Source organism: Azospirillum ramasamyi (assembly GCF_003233655.1).
Classification (GTDB): Bacteria; Pseudomonadota; Alphaproteobacteria; order Azospirillales; family Azospirillaceae; genus Azospirillum; species Azospirillum ramasamyi.
This window is the reverse complement of the sequence record NZ_CP029830.1, coordinates 505321-526406: the sequence shown is the minus strand read 5'-3', so window position 1 is coordinate 526406 and position 21086 is coordinate 505321. Positions and strand designations below refer to the sequence as shown.

At 62.9% G+C, this 21086-nt stretch carries 18 protein-coding genes and 2 pseudogenes; 12 read left to right on the top strand and 8 right to left on the bottom strand.

Annotated elements, in window-relative coordinates; genetic code table 11:
- Positions 1–318: 318 nt before the first annotated feature.
- Positions 319–1173 (bottom strand): HNH endonuclease, encoded by an 855-nt coding sequence (locus DM194_RS14900; RefSeq protein WP_111068349.1) that lies wholly within the window; start codon positions 1171–1173, stop codon positions 319–321.
- 353 nt (positions 1174–1526) lie between these two features.
- Between DM194_RS14900 and DM194_RS14895 the strand changes: the two genes are divergently transcribed.
- Positions 1527–1757, top strand: a complete 231-nt coding sequence (locus DM194_RS14895; RefSeq protein ID WP_111068348.1) for a hypothetical protein — start codon at positions 1527–1529, stop codon at positions 1755–1757.
- Positions 1758–1816: 59 nt separating this feature from the next.
- Here DM194_RS14895 and istB read toward each other — a convergent pair whose 3' ends face one another.
- From istB to DM194_RS14880, 3 genes are all read right to left on the bottom strand, one after another.
- A complete protein-coding gene (istB, locus tag DM194_RS14890; protein WP_111066583.1) occupies positions 1817–2689 on the bottom strand; it encodes an IS21-like element ISAzs30 family helper ATPase IstB in 873 nt (290 codons plus the stop codon).
- Positions 2689–3972, bottom strand: coding sequence for an IS21-like element ISAzs30 family transposase (gene istA, locus DM194_RS14885; protein WP_111066584.1), 1284 nt, complete (start codon positions 3970–3972; stop codon positions 2689–2691). The genes istB and istA overlap by 1 nt, the downstream gene beginning before the upstream one ends.
- Positions 3973–4061: 89 nt before the next feature.
- A complete protein-coding gene (locus DM194_RS14880) occupies positions 4062–4265 on the bottom strand; it encodes a hypothetical protein (RefSeq protein ID WP_111068347.1) in 204 nt (67 codons plus the stop codon).
- A gap of 18 nt (positions 4266–4283) precedes the next feature.
- Here DM194_RS14880 and DM194_RS14875 point away from each other — a divergent pair, with 18 nt between their 5' ends.
- The 6 genes and pseudogenes from DM194_RS14875 (at position 4284) to DM194_RS14855 (ending at position 8909) form a co-directional block, all read left to right on the top strand.
- Positions 4284–4466 (top strand): hypothetical protein, encoded by a 183-nt coding sequence (locus tag DM194_RS14875; protein WP_111068346.1) that lies wholly within the window; start codon positions 4284–4286, stop codon positions 4464–4466.
- Positions 4467–4610: 144 nt separating this feature from the next.
- A complete protein-coding gene (gene hxsD, locus DM194_RS14870; protein ID WP_111068345.1) occupies positions 4611–4970 on the top strand; it encodes a His-Xaa-Ser system protein HxsD in 360 nt (119 codons plus the stop codon).
- Between the two features lie 9 nt (positions 4971–4979).
- The gene (locus DM194_RS14865) at positions 4980–5339 is read left to right on the top strand and encodes a hypothetical protein (protein WP_162630059.1); all 360 of its coding nucleotides are present in this window, start codon (positions 4980–4982) and stop codon (positions 5337–5339) included.
- A 72-nt stretch (positions 5340–5411) separates the two neighbouring features.
- The gene (locus tag DM194_RS14860; RefSeq protein ID WP_162630058.1) at positions 5412–7007 is read left to right on the top strand and encodes an AAA family ATPase; all 1596 of its coding nucleotides are present in this window, start codon (positions 5412–5414) and stop codon (positions 7005–7007) included.
- On the top strand, positions 7007–7876 hold the full coding sequence (locus DM194_RS28145; RefSeq protein ID WP_162630057.1) for an HNH endonuclease signature motif containing protein: 870 nt from the start codon (positions 7007–7009) through the stop codon (positions 7874–7876). The genes DM194_RS14860 and DM194_RS28145 overlap by 1 nt, the downstream gene beginning before the upstream one ends.
- A gap of 96 nt (positions 7877–7972) precedes the next feature.
- Positions 7973–8909 (top strand): annotated as a pseudogene (locus tag DM194_RS14855) (transposase).
- 170 nt (positions 8910–9079) lie between these two features.
- On the opposite strand, the gene DM194_RS14850 reads toward DM194_RS14855, so the two are convergent.
- Positions 9080–9991: a LysR family transcriptional regulator gene (locus DM194_RS14850; protein WP_111068342.1), complete on the bottom strand. Its 912-nt coding sequence runs from the start codon at positions 9989–9991 to the stop codon at positions 9080–9082.
- 165 nt (positions 9992–10156) lie between these two features.
- Between DM194_RS14850 and DM194_RS14845 the strand changes: the two genes are divergently transcribed.
- The 5 genes and pseudogenes from DM194_RS14845 to DM194_RS14825 form a co-directional block, all read left to right on the top strand.
- Positions 10157–11191 (top strand): aldo/keto reductase, encoded by a 1035-nt coding sequence (locus tag DM194_RS14845; RefSeq protein ID WP_111068690.1) that lies wholly within the window; start codon positions 10157–10159, stop codon positions 11189–11191.
- Between the two features lie 273 nt (positions 11192–11464).
- A complete protein-coding gene (locus DM194_RS14840; RefSeq protein ID WP_111068341.1) occupies positions 11465–11962 on the top strand; it encodes a YciE/YciF ferroxidase family protein in 498 nt (165 codons plus the stop codon).
- Between the two features lie 327 nt (positions 11963–12289).
- A complete protein-coding gene (locus DM194_RS14835; protein WP_162630056.1) occupies positions 12290–13258 on the top strand; it encodes a zinc metalloprotease HtpX in 969 nt (322 codons plus the stop codon).
- A gap of 185 nt (positions 13259–13443) precedes the next feature.
- Entirely contained in the window at positions 13444–14094 is a 651-nt protein-coding gene (locus DM194_RS14830; RefSeq protein WP_111068339.1) for a DedA family protein, read from the top strand.
- A gap of 131 nt (positions 14095–14225) precedes the next feature.
- A pseudogene (locus DM194_RS14825) lies at positions 14226–14944 on the top strand (IS5 family transposase); the annotation flags it as partial.
- Positions 14945–15046: 102 nt separating this feature from the next.
- Here the strand turns inward: DM194_RS14825 and DM194_RS14820 are convergent.
- Genes DM194_RS14820 through DM194_RS14810 form a run of 3 tightly spaced genes read right to left on the bottom strand, consistent with a single transcriptional unit; the run spans position 15047 to position 20563 of the window.
- Positions 15047–18307 carry an error-prone DNA polymerase gene (locus DM194_RS14820; protein WP_111068338.1) on the bottom strand — a complete coding sequence of 1087 codons (3261 nt, stop codon included), beginning with the start codon at positions 18305–18307 and terminating at the stop codon, positions 15047–15049.
- Entirely contained in the window at positions 18304–19878 is a 1575-nt protein-coding gene (locus tag DM194_RS14815; RefSeq protein WP_111068337.1) for a Y-family DNA polymerase, read from the bottom strand. Before DM194_RS14815 ends, DM194_RS14820 begins: the two co-directional genes overlap by 4 nt.
- The gene (locus DM194_RS14810; protein ID WP_111068336.1) at positions 19766–20563 is read right to left on the bottom strand and encodes an ImuA family protein; all 798 of its coding nucleotides are present in this window, start codon (positions 20561–20563) and stop codon (positions 19766–19768) included. Before DM194_RS14810 ends, DM194_RS14815 begins: the two co-directional genes overlap by 113 nt.
- Between the last annotated feature and the right edge of the window lie 523 nt (positions 20564–21086).

Sequence of the window (21086 nt, the reverse complement as noted above, 5' to 3'; positions counted from 1 at the left end):
GAATCTTCGGATTGAGGCTCGAAAGCAGCATCAAGGCGTTCAGGCGCTGCTTCGGGGACATGCCATTGCCGCTCCCGGCGGAGGCGAGATGGCAGGCGGCGTCGAAGGAGATTGCGTCCGCCGCATCCTGGGACAGCGTGGACCAGAACGTCGTATCCGATCTCACTGCCTGATAGGCCAACCAGCAGGTCCCACCTTCCAAGACGCCGCCATACACCTCTTCCGCCATCAACCCTGTGCCCGGCAACTCCGCGGCCAGCGCCGCGAAGCGCGGAGGAAGCCCTCCAGTCCTTCAGGGACCGCATCGGCATGAAGGACTTACGCGGAGATCTCGTGCCGGTTCAGCGACAGGCACTCGATTCCGTCGGCTGTGAGGAAACCACCGGCCGCGAAATCGAAAGGGGCGTCAACCCTGTGGATGGCCCGGTGATGGTTTGGGCAGATCAGCACCATGTTGGTCAGCGCATCATCTCCCCCGCGGCTGAGCCAGCGCACGTGGTGCCCCTCGCAGATGTCGGCACCGTACCGCGCCCGGGGCGCCCACTCGCAGATCTGGCACCTGCCATCATACAGGTCGCGCAGGGCCTCCACATGCTGCCGATCGCGCCGGACGGCCTCCGTTGTCAGGTAACGTCGCCGCTCCTCGGCCAGGCCAGGCTCCTCGTCGCGTATGAGGACAGCCACGGCCTCCTCATCCCCGGCGAGCAGAAGGGCTTCAAGTCGTTCCTCGGGGACCAGCCGCGCACGTGGCTCGCGTGGGAGCTTGGTTGCATACGCAGCCAGCAGCTGGTGATCGGCTTCTGAAATCCGGCGAACGGCGGAATGTCCTTGGAAAGCCCGGCCGAGCACGTCACCACCGGCCCGGATGGACAGACTGCGGATCTGCATCGTGACATCCGGCTGGCCGTCGGCCTGGAAATACCGGGATCGCCGCAGGTCGCCCCAGAGCCGGTAGGGACCATACCGGTAGCCCTTGGGGTTCAGCGTCTTCGCGGACGCGACCAGTTCGGCCACCAGCACGTAGACGCCGTCCCGTCGCCGGGTGAAGGCCCAAAGACTGTCGCCGAGATCAATCTCGTGGAGCAGTGGGTTTGCTTGGTTCAAGTGATAGGCGGTGCCAAAGTCTAGATCGCGAGCGTAGTTGTCGCCACGCCAATAATAGAGAAGCGGCATATGTTTTCCGTTAGCCCTTATTGTTTCCTACCGTCTTCCGTGAAAACACTCTCAATTGAATCCGAGTATTAGGGAACAAGAAACATCCCCCATAAGCCATGCACCGGAAACATACTGCGACCGGCCTGGGCATCGCTAGAGCATCGGCTCCTTTTGGCGACCTCGAAGTTAAAAGGCTGTCTGAGATCCAAGGCACAATTATGCACGCCGTATGCAGAAGCCGGGCAACCAAAATGCCTCAGGTCCATGGGTGACCCCGAGGGCCGCCTGCAAAGAAGCGTATGGATGGGCAACCCCATAGAGTGGGCTCCTGCTCGTCCCCATCTGTCTTCGACGGGCAATGGAGACATGATATGCGGTTCTTGCCGTCGGCGCAGTTCATCGAGCAGTCGCAGGTGGCTGACGAATTCGTCGCACCTGCGGCTGCGCTGGCCAACCGCCTGTTGAAGGCCAAGGGCTTGGGCGGCCTGCCACCGTGCAGCGTCAGCTATTTCATTGAGGAGCTTCATCGGCCGGGCGCTGCGATCGGTCTGCACAGCAAGGGCACGGCAAACGTCCGACTGAACTTGGCTTGGCTCGTGTAAAGGCCGAATGAAGTTTCCTCAGAACGGTCGGTTGAAAAATCCCCAGATGGTTTGAAGGGCTATGGATTGGCTTCGGTGTCGGCGCTCCTCGCTTTCGGTGGCCGGCCTCGGCGTCGTGGTGCCGGCGGTGGGGCGGTGATCGGCCTGCTGCGGTTGTTGTCCGGCATCAGTTCGGCGTGGCGGCGCAGGCGGTAGCTGGCGCCTTCGATTTGCACCACCACGGCATGGTGCAGCAGGCGGTCCAGCAGGGCGGAAGCGACGACGGTGCCGCCGAAGACATCGCCCCATTCGGAAAAGCCGCGGTTGGAGGTCAGGATCATGGCGCCGCGTTCATAGCGGGCGTTGACGAGCTGGAAGAACAGGTTGCCGCCGCCGGGGATCACCGGCAGGTAGCCGATCTCGTCGACGATCAGCAGCTGTGGCCGACACAAGAAGCGCAGGCGTTCCCGCAAGGTCCCCTCGCGCTCGGCCTTGGCCAGCGAGCTCACGATGTCGGCCAGGGTGGCGAAGTAGACCGAGCGGCCGGCCTTGACGGCCTCCACTCCCAGAGCGAGCGCCAGGTGCGTCTTGCCGCAGCCGGGCTGGCCGAGGAAATGGACCACCTCGTGCCGGTCGACGAAGTCGAGCTGCGCCAAGGTCATGATCCTGTCGCGGTCGAGCGAAGGCTGGAAGGAGAAGTCGAAGCCGGTGAGCGTCTTGATGGAGAGAAGCCGGCCCATCTTCAGGGCCGCCTTGATGCGACGTCCCTCGCGCAGCGTCAGTTCCTCGCCCAGCAGGGCGTCGATGGCCTCCAGGGCGGAGAGTTCGCCGCGTTCCAGCCGGCGCAGGATGTGCTCCAGCGCTTCCAAGGCGCGCGGCATCTTCAGCCCAACCAGATATTGGCGAATACGGTCGAGGGTGGCGGGGCCGGCTTCCAACGGTGTGGTGCTCATCACGGGCTCCCCGGCTGGCCGGCCAAGTGGCGGCCGATGGTGTCGTAGATGGCCAGCGAGCGGGGCGTGACGGTGCCGCCCTGCAGCGGAGGTGCCGGGGGCGTTGCGACCTCCCTGGGCGTCTGGCTGTTGGGCGGTGGAGGCTGGGTCCGGTGTCCGGTGGCAATGCGCCGCTGGCCTCGTCCTTCCAGCGCCGGGTGGGATGCGACGGCTATGCCGTCCTCCAGGATGGTAACGGTGCCGGCGGTGACCTGCACCTCCACCGTCCGCCGGCGGGTGCAATCCGGCACGGAGTAGAGGTTGCCGCCGACCGACACCATGCCGTCGCGGGTGACACGGCGCTCCAGGGCCAGGACGCTGTTGAAGGGGCCGGCCGGCAGCGGCTTGAGGTGGGGGCGCTCCTCGGCGAAATGCTCGGCGACGACCCGCTGGGTGGTGGCGTGCCGACGGCGGTTGGCGAGCTGATCCAGCCACTGGGTGAACTGGATGTTCAGGTCCTCGAGATTGCGGAAGCTGCGGGCCAGGAAGAAGTCCTCGCGCACATAGCGGAAGGGCCGTTCGACTTTGCCTTTGGTTTTGGCGCGGTACGGCTTGCAGGCTTTCGGCAGGAAACCGTAGTGGCTGGCCAGGGAGAGGAGCTTGGGATTGTAGGCGATGCCTTGGGTCGGCTGATCGGGGTCTTCGATCTCGCCCAGCACGGCAGTTTTCATGCGGTCGTAGAGGATTTGTTCCGGCACGCCGCCGAAGCTGTCGAAGGCGGCGATGTGGCAGCGGAGCACGGTTTGCAGGTCCTGGCGGGCGACGAAACGGGCCCACATCATGCGGCTGTGACCGAGCACCATGGAGAACAGCCAGACGATCCGCTCCACCTCGGGCTCGTCGGTGAAGGTCGTCTTGAAGAAGGCGAAATCGACCTGGGCCTGCTTGCCGGGCGGCGTCTCGAAGCGACGCTCGAAGGACGGTGACGGGGTGGGACGGATGGCACGAACCACCGCTTTCAGGATGGTATAGCCGCCGGTGTAACCGCGCTCCTTGAGTTCCCGCAGCAGGCGGCGGGCGCTGAGATCAGGAAAGGCCCGCAGGCGCTCCCGCAGATAGGGCTCGAAGGGTGTGAGCAGCGTCGGCCGAGCCGGCCGAGGGGTGTAGGCGGGCGCCTCCAATCCGCGGGCGATGTATTTGCGGATGGTCTTGCGATCCAGGCCGGTGCGGCGTGCGATCGCCGACACCGACAGGCCCTCGCGGGCGAGATCGAGAATCATGACGAGTTCCCCAAGTCTGACCACCGGCCCTCTCCCTCCGCCTCGGAGGGTGATCATGGGCGACGGGCGGTCGCAGGGCTCCGGGGCGTACGCCCCGGAGCCCTGCCGTTGCGTTAGCCTGGGGAATTTTCAGCCGCCCTTTCCGGGGAGTATCCAATCGGCACTGACAGCTCGCTGCCCTGGCGCAGTGGGGCGTCGGGTCTGAGCAGGAGATCGCCTTCGTCATCCTGCATGAATACGCCCATTTCGTTGTCGAGCTTCTGGAAGCCCAGGAAGCCAGCCCCGGCGCGGTGCGCCGAGGTATCGAGGCCGGACACGCTGATTTTCTGCGCCGGATGAACCACCTCGGGTGGCTCGCCGATCCGGTATCGCGCAAGCTCCTGTCCAACCACAATGCCATCGCTGAGGAATGGTACTGCGACGCCTTCGCCTATTGGGTCGCGGGTACCTTGCCGGAGCCTTACGCCGAGTTCTTCGACGAGCTTCTGGCAGAGGTGCGCGTCCCTCCAGCCGGTTAAAGGTTGAGTTCTTCGCATACTACGATATGCTCGCAAGAGTTACGTGGATGCAGGCTGTCTCTCAAAAATAGATTGAAACTGGGTCTGTGCTTTGACAGGCTGGGCTACCTCTAATGGATAGTGCGCCAGCTACGGTTCTTAGCCATGCCAGCCTCCACCGTCACCCAACCATCGGATGTCCCGCGAGGCGCGGCGTTCCCGTTCGATTTCACGGTGTCGGTAGACACGGCGATCTTCCCCAGGGAAGTCGTCCTCCGCACCTGCTACGTCTTCACCGACCGGTGCCACTGCTGGCTCGAGTCAGAGGAGGGCGTGCGCATCTTGGTCGGCTTCAGGCTCAAGGCCCCATCGGCTGACCCGGATGCCATCAGAGGCGAGTTCGGGAACGCGCTGATCGACTTCGGCCTGCGCGCCAGCATCGAGGAGAAGACACGAGCCGTCCGCGAAGCCATCGTCTCCGCGGCCCTGGCCGAGGCCAGCGCACCCGCACCGGCGAAGCGGTAGGAGGCTAGGTTGGCAGGGCGTCTCCCCTTTGCACCGCTGGCTGACTTTCGTCCGAAGGAACCGGACTATCAACTGATGCCCTTTCGGTTCGCGCGCATCCCCGGCGTCGACGGAAAGGTGCTGGTTACGTCCGAGGTCGGCGAGTTCGAGTTCTTGGAAGACCGGCAGATCGTGGAGGCGATTGAGGAGCGCAATCGGGTCGAGGGTCGCGTCATCACCTTCTCGATGACGTCGACCCTGCACCAGGTCGACGGCGAGGTGCTGGAGTTCCTCCGGCCCTACGATTTCCAACTACCAACCCATCAACACGGTTCGGAAGCCCTGTGCAAGATAAATGGGCCACGTTCCATTTATGTATGCGTACTTTGATAGAGCGGAGCGCCAATGTCCTTCCTTGTAGTTCCTCCTGGACGACTTCCCCAAGACGCAAGAGGTCTCATCTTGCGTCAAGATTACTGGAACGATTATGGATTTCAAACTCAGTATCAGCTTTATTATTCTGTGGATGACGAGCAGCCACAACGTATTGGTGACGTTAAGATTCTGCGTAAAGGGCAAAGTAGAAGTGACGGGTTGCAGCTAGCAATCGGTCGCATTACCTCTCTTGGCTCGGAATTTTGCTCAGTAGGACAGAGTTTAGATTATTATGAGAGGCTGGCAAGCCTTGGTATCGATATAAGAAACGAGGCCCTTACCGGCTTGCGTGATATTGTACAACTTCCTTCAGTTGTTGCAGATTTTGAGCAAGAGGAGGGCTGGAGAATTTCTCTCTTCCGCAATTTTCAGCAGAATGCGGAATTCCTAGTGACAGCCAAAGCTATTGTAGAGAGAGATTACGATGCCCTTCCCGGCAAGGATCTAAAATTTTCTTTTCATCCAGCTGGATGGGTTGAGCCACTTGTATTGGATTTTACACCGCCGGACTCGAAGCTCACTGAAAATACACTTTCAGATGAAAATGAGCCTATAAGACTTCCTGGGCGCATTGCTGTCCTCGTCGGAAGAAATGGTTCAGGAAAGAGCACACTTCTAGCACGAATAGCTCGCGTAGCTCATGCATCTTCTTCGGATCGCAACCGCAATATCCTTCTCAAATTAGGACGAATTACGCCATCTGGAATGGGGTTTACTCGTATTCTTGCAATAAGCTACAGCGCATTTGACAGCTTTTTGGTGCCTGGTCTGACCCTAAATGAGAAGAAACAAATTGCTCGCGAGATCCTTGAGGGAACTGGTCGTTACATGTTCTGCGGCCTACGGGATATAGGTTTGGAGACGGAAGAATTCATAAAAGATCAAGATGACAATGAGCATATTGATCCGGATAAGCCCACTATTTTGCTAGAACGTCTACCAGCAAATCGCATTAAATCATTGGACAGGCTCACCGATGAATTCGAAACCGCAATAGACAGAATATTTTCAAAAAAACGCGGCAGAATGCTCAAGGTATGTACGGCCCCTTTGTTTAGGGATCCTTCGCTGTATTCTGGAGACGGTAGAGACATCAGCGAATTCTATGGCGATAATTCTCGCGAAAAATTTCATAACTTAAGCACAGGCCATAAAATAGTTCTTCACTCAATTGCGTCAGTGATTTCTTACGCTGAACGCAAATCTATCATTTTATTCGATGAACCGGAAACACATCTTCACCCACCTTTGTTAGCTGCACTAATGCACTCACTGCGGCTAGCTCTACATGAGCTCGAGGCTTTTGCTATTGTAGCAACTCACTCTCCCGTCGTGGTGCAAGAGACCCTGTCGCAGCAGGTGCATAAAATTACCCGTTACGGAGATATAGGGCGCATATACAGTAGCGAAATTGAGACATTTGGTGAAAGTATTGGTGCAATAACAAATGAGGTCTTCTCTCTCTCTGCTTCCTCTACTGATTATCATGTTGTGCTGAAAGCTCTAGCTAATGCGTATGATGATCTGGACTCTATTGAGAATTTGTTCGAAAGAGGCTTGAGTGTTCAGGCGAGAGCTTTTGTAATGAGTTTGCTGGCTGCGCGAAAGAAGGCTGCTTCCTAATGTGGACTTTGATTCAACCTGAAATCAACGACGTTGCGGCTCAGTTGGATAGGGCGTTGTCACGTGATCGTGGGGTGGCACCATACCAACTCACAGATGCGGAGCGCATAAAAGTTCTAGACCGCTATAAGGAATTTGATTCTTCCGGTGGGCTTGGCTCTCAGAAACTTCAAGAAACAACTCTTAATGAAGCACTACTGTCTGCGTTGTATGATTCCTATTCTCAGGTCCAGTTGGGCGCTCGTCTCGAAACGCTTCGCAACAAACTGATTAGCGCGGCTAGGCTATGTCCTTACTGTGGCGCTCCGTCTGTTACTGATCTCGACCATTATCTACCGAGATCTATTTACAAAGATTTTGCGATATACCCTCGCAATCTCGTACCATCCTGCCATCCATGCAATAATGTGAAGAGAGCCTTTACTCCAGGTTCGCTCTCTGAGAACTTAATACAGCCATACTATGACTCCCTGCCTGATTGCCCGTTTCTGGTTGCAGAAACTATTATTCCTGAAAGCGGCGGAATCGTGGTTACATTTTCAATAGATATGAGCATTAATGCCGATCCAATTTTGCTAAAGCGTGCTCAGTCCCAGGTTTCAAAATTTGAGCTTAATACAAGGCTTATTGCGTCTATAAACGTTTTTTTGTCAACAATTAGGCCATCAGTAGAGATGGCCTTTGAATTTGGTAAGGCGCAATCTGTAGTTCAGTTTCTGGAAAGGGCAATTAGAACCCACACAAAGGATTTTGGGATGAATGATTGGAGAGTAGCACTCCTCCGCTCATTAGCTCAGAACCACGATTTTTGTGATGGAGATTTCCAGAAGGCGCTGGGCAACATCAACTTGTCAGAAGGCGTTTCATAGCGAAGGGGCTGTTATACAGATGGACGCCTCGAAAAACTGTGGCGTGTTCGACGTTCTGGTGATTCCCTTGTCCTGAAGGCGAGGCGGGACGGAAGCATGGCCGGTCAAGCAGGGCTGTTCGATCTTCAGGATCGCTATGTGGAACTGAGCAAGAGCGGCGATTCGCTGGAACGTCTGTTGTTGGTGGTGGACTTCGAGGTTTTCCGCCCGACATTGGCCGCTGCCTTGGGTCGCAAGGATCGCTCTAGGGGTGGTCGGCCGTCGCTGGACGCGGTGACGATGTTCAAGATCCTTGTGCTGCAAGCGCTGTACGGCCTGTCGGATGAGCAGGCGGAGTATCAGGTTTGCGACCGTCTGTGGTTCATGCGGTTCCTCGGGCTGGGATTGGGCGACCGGGTTCCGGACCGCACGACGATCTGGCTGTTCCGCGAGGCGCTGGTGAAGGCGGGTGCGATGGAGGGGCTGTTCGCCTGCTTCGATGAGGCTCTGAAGGATCGTGGCTACTTCGCGCTGGGCGGCCAGATTGTCGACGCCTCCATCGTGGAAGCGCTCCGGCAGCGGCTGACCCGGGAAGAGAAGCGGCAAATCCGTAACGGTGAAGACCGGCCCTAGCTACCGGCCAAGGCGCGCCAGAAGGACACGTAGGCACGCTGGACGGTTAAACGGGGGCGGGTCAAGGCAAAGCCGGGGCCGACGCTCGATGGATCGGAGGCACGCATGGTGGAGGGGTTGCTGATCCCGGCCTTCGGCTACAAGTCGCACATCAACATCGCCGGAAGCGGCCATTGCGGCGGCGGGCCGCCGCAGCATGGTGCATTTCCGCAAGCCGAAGGGGCGGCCGATGCCGAAGCCGCACCAGCGCGCCAACCGCGCCCGCTCGCTGGTGCGTTCCGCCGTCGAGCATGTGTTCGCTGACTAGAAGGCACGCATGGCGCTGTTCATCCGCACCATTGGCCTTGGTCGCGCGGCGGTGAAGATTGGCATTGCCAACCTCGCCTGCAATTTCCGACCCCTGATCTGGCGTGAAGGGTGAACTGCCCCCGTATAGCGCCAAAAATGCCGCACACTCCCACATTTTCAGTGAAGATCGTGAGTTCTGCCCCCAAAGAACGCCGCTTCTCCTCACGTGCGGCCCATTCGTCGCCCTCAACGCGCGTACAGAGGTGGTTTATCGAAGTGTTCTACTAGTTATGAGTCTGGACCCTAGGCGTTGGGATTACGGCACCGGGCTGCCATGTAATCCACAAAGGCGCGAACGCGGGCGGGCAGCGGGCTGATACCTCCGAGATAGACGGCGTGGATGTCCTCGCCGTCGCCGGGGTTCATGTCTTCCAGCACCGGCATCAGTGCATCGGCGGCGATGTCGGTCTCGACCTGGAAGAGCGCCAGCCGCGCCAGCCCGACGCCGCGCAGCGCGAACAGGCGCGCGGCCTCCCCGTCACTCGCTCGTGCGATGATAGGCGGCATGTGCTCCTTCATCCCGTTGTCGGTACGGAAGGGCCAGCCGCCGATGGTCCGCGGGAAGGTCCAACCGATTCCCTTGTGCCGGGCGAGGTCGCCAGGGTGTCTCGGTGTCCCATGCTGCTCCAGGTAGGCCGGAGAAGCGACCACGACCATGCGGGTGCTGCCCAGCTTGCGGATCATCAAGCTGGAATCGTGCAGCGGTCCAGTCCGGATCGCGACATCGGCCCGCTCCTCCATCAGGTCGACCACCGCATCCGACAGCACGAGGTCGAGGGTGATACCAGGATGGTTGGCCAGGAACTCGGGCACCAGCGGTATCAGGTAGCGCATGCCGAAGGGGACGTTGCTGTTGACGCGCAGGTGTCCACGCGGCGCCGCACCGGCCGAGGCTTCTCGCTCGGCCTCCTCCATCTCTCCCAGGATCCGCACTGCGCGGGCATAGAACGCCTGACCTTCCGGCGTCAGGCTGAGGCGGCGCGTCGACCGGTGGAGCAACCGTGTGCCGAGCCGTGCCTCTAACCGCGTGATGAGCTTGCTGACACCCGACGGGGTGAGGCCGCAAGCCTGGGCCGCCGCGGTGAACCCACCGAGATCGACGACCCGCGCAAAGACCTCCATCTCGGCCGCCCGGTTGACATCCATCCGCGTCATAACGATGACCCCGCGTCACAAGTCCTGAGACTGGAGGCAGCCTAATTCACAGCTGTTCCGTTAGCTATATCCTTGGCAGGCGGCCGAAGCGAGCAGATGGCGGCGGTATCGACACCCGTCGCCATCGGCACAACCGCGACAGCCTCGATCACGGAAGGACAGGACATGGAGTACCGGACACTCGGTGCCTCGGGCCTCAAGGTGCCCGCGCTCAGCTTCGGGACGGGCACCTTCGGCGGCAAGGGACCGCTGTTTTCGGCTTGGGGGAACAGCGACGTCGATGACGCCCGTCGGCTGATCGACATCTGCCTTGAAGCTGGCGTCACGCTCTTCGATACCGCCGACGTTTATTCCGACGGCGGCTCGGAAGAGGTGCTCGGCGCCGCGATCCGCGGGAGGCGCGATAAGGTGCTGATCTCGACCAAGACCGGGTTGCCCATGGGCGACGGGCCGAACGACGCAGGCGTCTCCCGTCACCGGATGATCGGCGCCGTGGAGGCGGCGCTCCGGCGGCTTGGGACGGACTACATCGACCTGCTCCAACTACACGCCTTCGACGCCTTCACCCCGGTGGAGGAGGTCCTGCACACGCTGGACACGCTCGTCCGTGCCGGGAAGGTTCGCCATGTCGGCGCCTCGAACTTTGCGGGTTGGCAGCTGATGAAGTCGCTCGCCGTCGCCGACCGCCAAGGGTGGCCGCGCCATGTCGCGCATCAGGTCTACTATTCGCTGACCGGGCGTGACTACGAATGGGAGTTGATGCCCCTTGGCCTCGACCAGAAGGTCGGCGCGCTCGTCTGGAGTCCGCTCGGCTGGGGCAGGCTGACCGGCAAGATCCGCCGTGGTCAGCCGATCCCCCAGGGTAGCCGCCTCCACGACACCGCACAGTGGGGGCCGCCTGTCGAAGAGGAGCGGCTCTACCGCATCGTCGACGCGCTCGACGCCGTGGCAGCCGAGATCGGGCGCAGCGTTCCTCAGGTGGCCCTCGCTTGGCTGCTCGCGCGGCCGACCGTCTCCTCGGTGATCATCGGCGCCCGCAATGAGGCGCAGCTGCGGGACAATCTGGGTGCCGTTGGCTGGAAGCTCGAACCCGAGCAAATCACTCGTCTCGACGCGGCCAGCGACGTTATGCCTGCCTATCCCTATTACCCGTACCGCACGCAGGAGGGGTTCGCCCGGCTCAATCCGATGCCCGTCTAAGGTATTGGGATGCTCCTGGCGGCGTCTTCCGTTGGAACGGTGCCGACAAGCGCAGACCCCGCGATGCGCGTCCAGTGCGGATGCTCTCCGGCCGCCAACAGCAGCGCACCGGTGGTCACCGAGGCCCGCAGTCGAGTCATGGCGATCAACTGCTGCGTGCTGTACGGACGGCCAATCCGAGGTTCTGCCCGCAAGGAACGCGCTGCATCCCTGTTGAGGTTGGGGCGCCCTCGCCAACCGCCTTTACCGAAAACAGTCGTCAGGAGCACCCCCATGTCCAAAGAAGCATTGAAGGATCTCCTCATCGAGGAGCTTCAGGACGCATACAGTTCCGAGACCCAGATCCTCGAGGCGCTGCCTGCGATGGCGGACGCGGCGTCATCTCCTCAGCTGAAGCAGGCATTTCAGACCCACCTTCAGGAGACGGATGGGCAGGTGAAGCGCTTGGAGCAGATTTTCCAGATCCTCCAGGCCGACCCCGCTGGCAACACCTGCGAGGCAACCCAGGGGCTGATCGAGGAAGCCGAGGAGATCATGGACCAGGGCCTCTCGCCGGAGGTTCTCGACGTCGCCCTGATCATGGCCGCCCAGAAGGTCGAGCATTACGAAATCGCCAGCTACGGCTCCCTCAGGACGCTGGCGGAGACATGCGGCATGACGGATGTCGCCAAGCTGCTCGATGAGACGCTCAGCGAGGAGAAGGCAACCGATGAGAAGCTGACCCAGCTTGCCGAGGGCGAGGTCAATCAGCGCGCCTTCAAGGCGGCGTAACCGGTCGGCGGCGGCCGTGCTAATGCGCGGCCGCTGCTTCCCACCATGAAGCCCTGCTCAGCACAGGGCGGCTAAATGGGGCGCGCAGGCGATCGGTCAGTCTCGCGGTGGCCGGACGACCAAAATTCAAGCTCTGGCTGATGTGTCCGGCCGCGCAGACGTCCACCTGGCGATGTCCTCCGACTTTCCAGCGACGTAACGACTCCAGGGGTAACTTGGGCCGAGGCCTCGTTCGTGGAACAGGCCGCAACGATGCCATGCTGTCTTGATCGGATGGCAGGCCTTTCCAAAATCTGCATGCATAGCAAACCCGGAAGACGGGCAACCATGTACGCGCTCCACCTTAATGAACAGGAGCTTCGTCGACACAAGCTCCGCAACGTGGTGCAGTCCATCCTGCTGGTGGGAGGTCTGACTCTTCTCGCCGCGACCATCGGCTGGTTGCTCTTTGGAGCGGCGGGGATTCTATGGGTTATTATCCTCATCGCCATGGCGCTGGCGTTCAGCCCTACCATCTCACCCCAAGTCATCCTGAGGCTCTATGGCGCCCGCCGTCTTCGTCGATCCGAGATTCCAGAGGTCCAGGAGAGCCTCGCGGTATTGGCCCGGCAGGCCGGGCTGCCCAGCATCCCCGAACTGCATTACCTCGCGACGCCGGTGCCGAATGCGTTCGCCGTAGGCTCCGCGAGCATTAGCGCCATCGTCCTGACGGACGGCCTCTTGAGGGTCATGAACCTGCGGGAACTCGTCGGCGTCCTGGCCCATGAGGTGAGCCATGTCCGGAACCATGACCTATTCATCATGGGGCTGGCCGACATCATCAGCCGGGTCACGGGAGCTATGGCAACCAGCGGCATCATCCTGCTGTTCTTCAGCCTGCCGTTGATACTGGCGGAGCAGGACGGGTTCCCCTGGCTGTTGATTGCCCTGCTCCTCGGGGCACCCACCATCAACACGCTCATCCAACTCACCCTGTCCCGAACACGGGAGTTCGACGCGGACCTGGATGCGGCGGCGATCACCGGGGACCCTGCGGGTCTGGCCTCCGCTCTGGCCAAGCTCCAGCGCTACGATCCCGGCTTCTGGGAGCGCATGCTGTTCCCTGGTCGGCGGAATCCCCACCCGTCCGTGCTGCGCACCCATCCGGCTACCGAAGAGCGTATCGAGCGCCTTCTCTCGCTTCAACAGGTCGCATCCCTGCGACCGGCTTATGAGGCACGGTCGATCACGGTCCCTGGTCACCTTGCGCCGCCCACCCATCGGCCGCGCTGGCGTGCGTCCGGGCTTTGGCATTGACCGCCGTCCTTCTCTTCCCCGCGCCATAAACCGAACAACACGGTCTTGTGCGGCCATGGCGCCGGGCCCAGGTGTGAAGCGCTTGAACCCTGAAAGGACTCAGCCCTCGTCATGATCGACCTGCACCGGCCCTGCCTCGACTGCCAACCCTCATTGAGGTGCGAGACGACGCGGGCGCAGACACTGTGCTGACGGGACTTCCGGATTTCTCGGGCTACGGAGCCGCGCTCGCGGCCTTCATCGAAACGCACGCGGACTGGGCTGAGGTCATCATCTTCCTGATGGCCTTCGCAGAGGGGCTGACACTCGTCGGGCTTCTCATTCCCGGCGTCGTCATGCTGACCGCGAGCGGCGCGCTTGTTGCCGCGGGTGTTCTCGATTTTTGGTCGGTCTATCTGGCGATCGCGGGCGGCGCTGTGCTGGGAGACGCCACGTCCTACTGGCTGGGCCGACGCTACGGCGAGCGCATGTTCCGCCTATGGCCCCTCAGCAAGCATCCCGAACTGCGCGGCCGTGGCGAAGCCTTCTTTCTCCGGCATGGCAGCAAGAGCGTGTTCCTGGCACGCTTCATCGGCCCGCTGCGTGCGGTGGTGCCGACAACGGCTGGGATGATGGCGATGCCCCATCGGAAGTTTCAGACGTTCAACGTCCTGTCGGCCGTAATCTGGGCGCCGTTGCTGATGTCGCCGGGCCATCTTGCCTGGACCGGTTACGACATGAGTGGAGTAAATGGCCGTGCCACACCGGCTGCCGATGGTAACGTGGGACATGGTGCAGCAAAGTCCTGCGCACCCGCTCCACCCGTCGAGGGCTCGCCGGAAAGAACAGGTTGTTAGCCTCCATCCTTCGGTCTCGCGACGATGCTCCTGTTCGAGATCGGATCGCTGCTTTCGGCTGCCCAACCTTAACTAAGCCGATCACGGTTTAGAGTGCGTAACAAAACCGGCCAGGAACGGTTGGTAGGGGCATGGCAGCCCCTCTTGTTTCCGACGCCTTGTGGGCGATCATCGAACCGCTGATCCCGCCGGAGCCGCCCAAGCCAAAAGGCGGACGGCCCCGGTTGGACGATCGTGCGGCGCTGACCGGCATCCTATTCGTGCTGCGCACGGGTATTCCTTGGGAGCTTCTGCCGGTGGAGATGGGCTGCGGCTCGGGGATGACCTGCTGGCGGCGTCTGCACGAGTGGCATCGGGCTGGCGTGTGGGAACGGCTGCATCGTGTGCTGCTCGACCGGCTCGGCTATGCCAACGCCATCAACTGGGATCGTGCAGCGGTGGACAGCGCCAGCGTCCCGGCAAAAAGGGGGGTGAGGAGACCGGCCCGAACCCGACGGATCGCGGCAAGCCGGGCTCCAAGCGCCACATCCTCGTCGATGCTAACGGCATCCCGCTCGCCCTGAGGATCTCGCCAGCCAACCGGCACGACAGCAAGCTGCTGGAGGCGCTGGTCGATGCCGTGCCGGCGATCCGCCAGTGTGCGGGCCGGCCCCGGCGCCGCCCGGCCAAGCTGCACGCCGACAAGGGCTACGACTTTGCACACTGCCGGCAGGCGCTGCGCCAACGAGCGATCATTCCGCGGATCGCCCGGCGTGGCGTCGAGAGCAGCGAGCGTCTTGGCCGACACCGATGGGTGGTCGAGCGTACGCTCGCTTGGTTTGCCCGCTTCCGCCGCATCGCCGTCCGCTACGAACGGCGCGCCGACATCTTCACTGCCTTTCACCATATCGCGGCCAGCCTCATCTGCTGGCGCTTCGTCCAGAGATGGTTCTGTTAGGCGCTCTTAGGCGACCTATCGAAAGTCCCTCGTCTGCGGCTTGATACCAGACCCGAGCCGCAGATCAGGATCGTACATCTCCTTTGCCTGCGGCATCTGCCGTCCGGCTATTCCTGTTCCGACCTCGTCGGACCGGCACGGCCGCAACGGCATCGGCTCCCCTCGGTTGCCGATGGACCGCAGCAGGTCCGTCTGGTCGGTCAACCGCTCGGCGATCAGGTGGATGACCTCGCCCTCGACCTGTACATGGCCCTTCACCGCCATCATGCTGGCGCCCAGGACGACCCGGCGCTCCTGCTCGAAGAGCTTCTTCCAGACGATGACGTTGGCGATGCCGGTTTCGTCCTCGAGCGTGATGAACAAAACGCCATTGGCCGATCCCGGCCGCTGCCTGACCAGCACCAGGCCGGACACTGTGACCCGGCGTCCGTCGCGCGTGCGAGCGAGGTCAGTGCAGGGGATGATGCCCTGGCGGCGGAGATCCCGGCGCAGGAACGACAGCGGATGGCTGCGCAGGCTCAAGCCCGTCGTCGAGTAGTCCTCGACCACCTCGCTGCCCGCGCTCATGGGCCTGAGGGCGACCTCCGGCTCATCGGCATCCCGTTCGGCTCCGGCGGCGGCGAAGAGCGGTAGGGACTCATCCCGGAGCGCCCGGATGGCCCATGCCGCCTCCCGGCGCCTGAGGCCAAGGCTTGCGAACCCATCGGCGGCGGCCAATTGGCGCAGCGCCGCCACCGGCACACCCGCTCGGCGCCACAGGTCCTCGACGCCGCCATAAGGCCGGTCCTCGCGGGCGGAAACGATCCCGGCCGCGGCGGCGTTGGCCAGCCCCTTGACCATCCGGAAGCCAAGCCTGACAGCCAGCCTGCCGTCCGCCATCGGCTCCAAGGTGCAGTCCCATCGCGAGGCGTTGACGTCGACCGGTCGTACCTCGACGCCGTGCTCCCGCGCATCCCGGACGATCTGGGCGGGTGCGTAGAAGCCCATCGGCTGCGCGTTAAGCAGGGCGCAGGCGAACACTTCGGGATGGTGGCACTTCATCCAGGAGGAGGCGTAAGCGATCAGGGCGAAGGAAGCCGCATGGCTTTCCGGAAAGCCGTAGCTGCCGAAGCCTTCCAACTGCTTGAAGGTCGCCTCCGCGAAATCATGGGTGTACCCGCGCGCCACCATGCCGTTGACCAGCTTGTCGCGGAAAGCCGAGACGCCGCCGGTGAACTTGAAGGTGGCCATCGACTTGCGCAACTTGTCGGCTTCGCCGGGGGTGAAGCCCGCGCATTCGATGGCGACCCGCATCGCCTGCTCTTGGAAGAGCGGGACGCCCAGCGTCGGTCCGAGGACCGCCTCGAGTTCCGGTTTCGGGTATTCCACCGGCTCTAGTCCCTCGCGACGGCGCAGGTACGGATGCACCATGTCACCCTGGATCGGGCCAGGGCGGACGATGGCCACTTCAATGACCAAGTCGTAGAAGGTTCGCGGCTTGATCCGCGGCAGCATGGCCATCTGAGCCCGGGATTCGATCTGGAAGACACCCAATGTGTCGGTCCGCCGGATCATCGCGTAGGTCGCCGGGTCCTCGGCCGGGATTCCTGCCAAGTCCATGCGGATGCCCTTGTGCTCCTCCAGGAGTTCGAAGGCCCTGCGCATGCAGCCAAGCATGCCGAGCCCGAGAACGTCGACCTTCATGATGCGGAGGACGTCGATGTCGTCCTTGTCCCATTCGATAACCTGCCGGTCCTCCATGGCGGCGGGCTCGATAGGAACGAGTTCGTCGAGCCTGTCTTGGGTCAACACGAGACCGCCCGGGTGCTGCGACAGGTGCCGTGGTGTGCCCATCAGCTGCCGGGCAAGCTCCAGGGTCAGCCTGAGACGCCGGTCCCCCAGGTTGAGCTTCAGTTCGGCCGCGTGCTGCTCGTCGACGCCTTCATCGGACCAGGCCCATATCTGTCCGGCCAGGGCGGCCGTGACATCCTCGGTGAGCCCCATGACTTTGCCGACGTCGCGGATAGCGCCACGAGCCCGGTATCGACTGACCACCGCCGTCAGAGCGGCACGGTGCCTTCCGTAGGTCTCGTAGATCCATTGGATCACAATCTCGCGGCGATCGTGCTCGAAGTCGACGTCGATGTCGGGCGGCTCTCTGCGCTCTGCCGAGACGAACCTCTCGAAGAGGAGGTTGTGGCGCTCGGGATCGATGCTGGTGATGCCCAGCACATAGCAGACCGCCGAATTCGCCGCCGAGCCCCGCCCTTGGCAAAGGATGCCGCGCGACCGGGCGAACCGGACGATGCTGTGGACGGTCAGGAAGTAGGGCGCGTAGCCCAACTGGCCGATGAGCCGCAACTCATGCCGGAGCACCGCCTGGACCTTCTCCGGCACGCCATCGGGATAGCGGTCGGCAACGGCCGACCAGGTCAGCTGCTCCAGCGACGCCTGGGGCGTCATTCCCGGCGTGCAGACTTCCTCGGGATACTGGTATCGGAGCTCGTCCAAGCTGAACCGGCAGCGCTCCGGAATCTCCAGAGTACGCGCCAGCGCCTCGGGATACCGGGCGAACAAGCGCGCCATCTCGGCCGGGGGTTTCAGGAAGCGATCGGCGAAGCGCTCCTTCTTGAACCCGGCATCGTCGATGGTGCAGCCCTCGCGGATGCATGTGACGACATCCTGCATGATCCGGCGCTCCGGCGCGTGATACAGGACGTCGTTGGTCACCACCGTCGGCACGCGCAACGCGGCGGCCATTGCCGTCAAACGATGCAGGCGCATGGCATCTCCTGGTCGCCGCCGGAGCGTCAACGCCACATAGCAGCGGCCGGGAAAGATCCGGCGCAGGCGCTCCAGCTGCCGGGTGCAGTGCTCGTCCGCATCGTCCGGTGCCAGGATGGCGAGCAGTCCCTCAGCCCACAATGCCAAATCCTCCCAGGTGAGCTCGCAGGCTCCTTTGCCAGCCCGGGCCTTGCCGATGGTCAGCAGGCGGCAAAGCCGCCCGTAGCCCGCCCTGTTCATTGGGAACAGCAGCAGGGCCGTGCCGTCGGTCAGGTCCACCCGGCAGCCGACCACCAGCCGTACGCCGGTCTGCCGGGACCCCTCGTAGGCGCGCACGATGCCCGCCAGCGAGTTCCGGTCGACGATGCCCAGCGCCGGGATTCCCAAGGCCGCGGCCTGTGCGAACAACTCCTCCGCGGATGAGGCGCCGCGCAGGAAGCTGAAGTGGGTGGTCACCTGGAGCTCCGCGTATGCCGCATTCGAGGAGCCAGGACGACAATCCGCCCCGGTCATCCGAACAGCCCATGGATGAACCACCGCATCGGACCGATGTCCGGGGATCCTTCCCAGGACCTGTAGAGCCAGAAGCGCTCGCCTGCATGGTCCTCGACGGCGTAATAGTCGCGCGCGGCCGCCATCTCGCGATCTCGTCGCCACCATTCGCCATGGATGCGCTCTGGGCCGTCCGCCCGCTTGATGAGCCGACGAACTCCCCGCCAAGTGAAGGCCATTGGAGGGTGATCGGGCATCAGGGCCAGCGTCTCGATGGGTTCCGGCGGCGTCAGCAGCCTTCCCGGCCGCGGCCACTGGGACGGCCAACCGGCTGGGATTGGTGGCGCCAGAGCCGGGACGCGCGTGACTGACCTCTCGGGGACGTCGCTCTCCAAGGGTGCGCACCGATAGAGCCGGTCATGGCCGATCCGGTTGCCCAGGACATCGATCAGTCCGGCGATGGTGGCCGTATCATCGGGGGCGGTAAGGTCGGTTCCGGTGCCGACCAGGCGGCCGACCTCCTCGGCCGTCAAGGGCTCGGCAAGCGTGGCCGTAAGGGCGGCGACCTCGATGCCGAACCCAGGGTCGACCTTATCGACGCGCTCGGCCAGCAGACGGGTGAGGTGCGCCGCGCTGCGGACCGGTTTGGCCGTCCCGACCCGGATGGCCTGCATCGTGCCGTCAACCCGATGCCAGAGCAGGTCCAGCGTTCTGACGCCCAGCCCCCGTTGCTCCAACTGCCCGCAGAGGTCCGTTACCAGAGCCCCGATGACGGCTTGGAGTGCCTCAGCCGTGCTGATGGGTTCGACCAAGCTGCGGCGCGCCTGGACGGCTTCGGTCGGGATGACGGGCACGATCGGTTCGCCGACACGGCCGAAGATCTGGTCCAGCCGTCGGCCAAGCGATGTACCGAACCGATGGGCCAGCGGTGCGCGTGGCGTTGCCTCCAGGTCGCCGATGGTCTCGAAACCCAGGCGTCGAAGTTCCATGGCCATCTCCGGCGGCAGCCGCAGGGCGGCCAGCGGCAAGGCGGACACGGTCTCCAGCGCATCGTCCACCACGCACACAGGCCGGTGGCCGAAGCGTGCGATGGCGTTGGCGGCGCCCGGCGTACCGGCGACCGCGGCCCGCGCGGCGACGCCCATTCCGGCGAGGCGGCCGACCAAGTCGTCGAGCAGCTGGCGTTCACCGCCCATCAGGTGGCTGGCGCCGGTGACGTCGATCCACAGGCCGTCCGGCAGGTCCACGGACACCATCGGGCTATAGCGGAGCGCCCACAGCGCCAGCCGGTGCAGACCCTCGGCGTCGGCCTCGGGATCCGCATCGGCAACCGTTAGGTCCGGCACCATTGCCCGCCCATGGGCGAGCGGGATGCCCCGGCGTAGGCCGAGCCGGTGGGCGGCCATGTCCACGGCCGTGATGACGCGCTGGGCGCCGGTCGACGCGACGACGAAGGGCTTGTCGGTCGGCTCGTCGGCGTCAGGCGCCGATCCGGAGCCCGACCCGCCGTAGCGGTTCTTCGACGCGCGTGCCCTGGCGCGAAGCCGATCCGTCGGCCAGGTTGGCAAGTAGACCGAGACGACCCTCCTCATCGCAGCCCTCCATGTCCCACTCACCGGTCCCACCGCCACGACACCGCACCAGTTCCACCCGCCATCGCCTTCGGCCGATACCCGGCGCTGGCAGGGGGCTGGATGGCAGGGCCGAGATACGCCACCGGGTGACAGCGGCCGTCGGTTGGCCAACCTCGGCGGCAGCGGTGGCCGGGCTGCGCCACCGGCGCAGGATGATGGCTGTGACCCCAGAGTGCTCCGCCGCGATCTGCATGCGTCTGGACGCCACCATGGGCAGCTTGGCGAGCTCGCCGACCACGGCTGCCAGCCCGCGGTGGCGCAGGCCTTCCTCGACCAGCAGGGGCAGCGTCTTCTCGTCCGGCGCCTCGGCGTAGATGACCCGGTTTGGATCCAGGCCGACCTGAGACAGCGCCGGGGCGAACAGGTCCGATGCCCGCAGGCACCAGAGCACCGGCCCCGTCATCCTGGACAGGATGCCTGCGACGAACAAGGTGGCCGCCGCAGCGTGGATCACTCCCAGGTCGCCGCCCTCGGCCACCTCATGCACGGCCCCCAAAGCCAGTCCGCCGCTTGGCAGCCGATCGTCGATCTCGCCGAGCTCGAACGGCAGCACGCGCATGACGCGCTGCCCGCCGCGTTCCAGCTGGCGGATGCGGTTGCGCAGGTCCTGAAGGGCAGGTCGAGGGGACTGGTCAGGATACATGTCTCTTGAGACAGGCCAGGAAGGATTATGTTCCCTTTTTGTTCCTCAGAAGCCGGACATAAGTCAAGACCAAGCCTGCCTCGGCCAAGTTTCAGGCAACCGAGTCAGACTCTCCCGCATCACTGGGGATGAACATGGAGCCACCTTCAGGAGCAGAATCCCGGCGCGAACCTCCAGATATCGAGCAGGAAGCCGGTGGACAGGCGTCCACGGCGGATGCGGGAGAGTCATCTCACGCGACGATGCAAGGCGAAGAGAGGGCTTGGATCATCGCGGACCGGTTGCCAGGTGCCGAGCGACTCGGATCCAGCCTTTTCGGTGGTCAGCTTTTCCTTCGATGCGACCTTCGTGGCCGCTTCATGCGTGTTCTTAGGGTGCGCTGCCGACCATGGTCCTGCTCGTTGACGGTGAACTCGTGCGAAAAGGGTGCAACCGTCTAAGAGGGTAGGGCGGCCGAAATGCCACAGTGTGTCGCCGCCTCCCGGTGAGTGGAGGCAATTCCGTCATCGAACCGCCATGTGAG

Bases quoted from the DNA above. Each gene is read 5' to 3' on its own strand.
- DM194_RS14900 (WP_111068349.1), bottom strand. From the start codon at position 1,173: ATGCCGCTTCTCTATTATTGGCGTGGCGACAACTACGCTCGCGATCTA.
- DM194_RS14895 (WP_111068348.1), top strand. From the start codon at position 1,527: ATGCGGTTCTTGCCGTCGGCGCAGTTCATCGAGCAGTCGCAGGTGGCT.
- istB (WP_111066583.1), bottom strand. From the start codon at position 2,689: ATGAGCACCACACCGTTGGAAGCCGGCCCCGCCACCCTCGACCGTATT.
- DM194_RS14875 (WP_111068346.1), top strand. From the start codon at position 4,284: ATGAACCACCTCGGGTGGCTCGCCGATCCGGTATCGCGCAAGCTCCTG.
- hxsD (WP_111068345.1), top strand. From the start codon at position 4,611: ATGCCAGCCTCCACCGTCACCCAACCATCGGATGTCCCGCGAGGCGCG.
- DM194_RS28145 (WP_162630057.1), top strand. From the start codon at position 7,007: ATGTGGACTTTGATTCAACCTGAAATCAACGACGTTGCGGCTCAGTTG.
- DM194_RS14850 (WP_111068342.1), bottom strand. From the start codon at position 9,991: ATGACGCGGATGGATGTCAACCGGGCGGCCGAGATGGAGGTCTTTGCG.
- DM194_RS14845 (WP_111068690.1), top strand. From the start codon at position 10,157: ATGGAGTACCGGACACTCGGTGCCTCGGGCCTCAAGGTGCCCGCGCTC.
- DM194_RS14840 (WP_111068341.1), top strand. From the start codon at position 11,465: ATGTCCAAAGAAGCATTGAAGGATCTCCTCATCGAGGAGCTTCAGGAC.
- DM194_RS14835 (WP_162630056.1), top strand. From the start codon at position 12,290: ATGTACGCGCTCCACCTTAATGAACAGGAGCTTCGTCGACACAAGCTC.
- DM194_RS14820 (WP_111068338.1), bottom strand. From the start codon at position 18,307: ATGACCGGGGCGGATTGTCGTCCTGGCTCCTCGAATGCGGCATACGCG.
- DM194_RS14815 (WP_111068337.1), bottom strand. From the start codon at position 19,878: ATGAGGAGGGTCGTCTCGGTCTACTTGCCAACCTGGCCGACGGATCGG.
- DM194_RS14810 (WP_111068336.1), bottom strand. From the start codon at position 20,563: ATGTATCCTGACCAGTCCCCTCGACCTGCCCTTCAGGACCTGCGCAAC.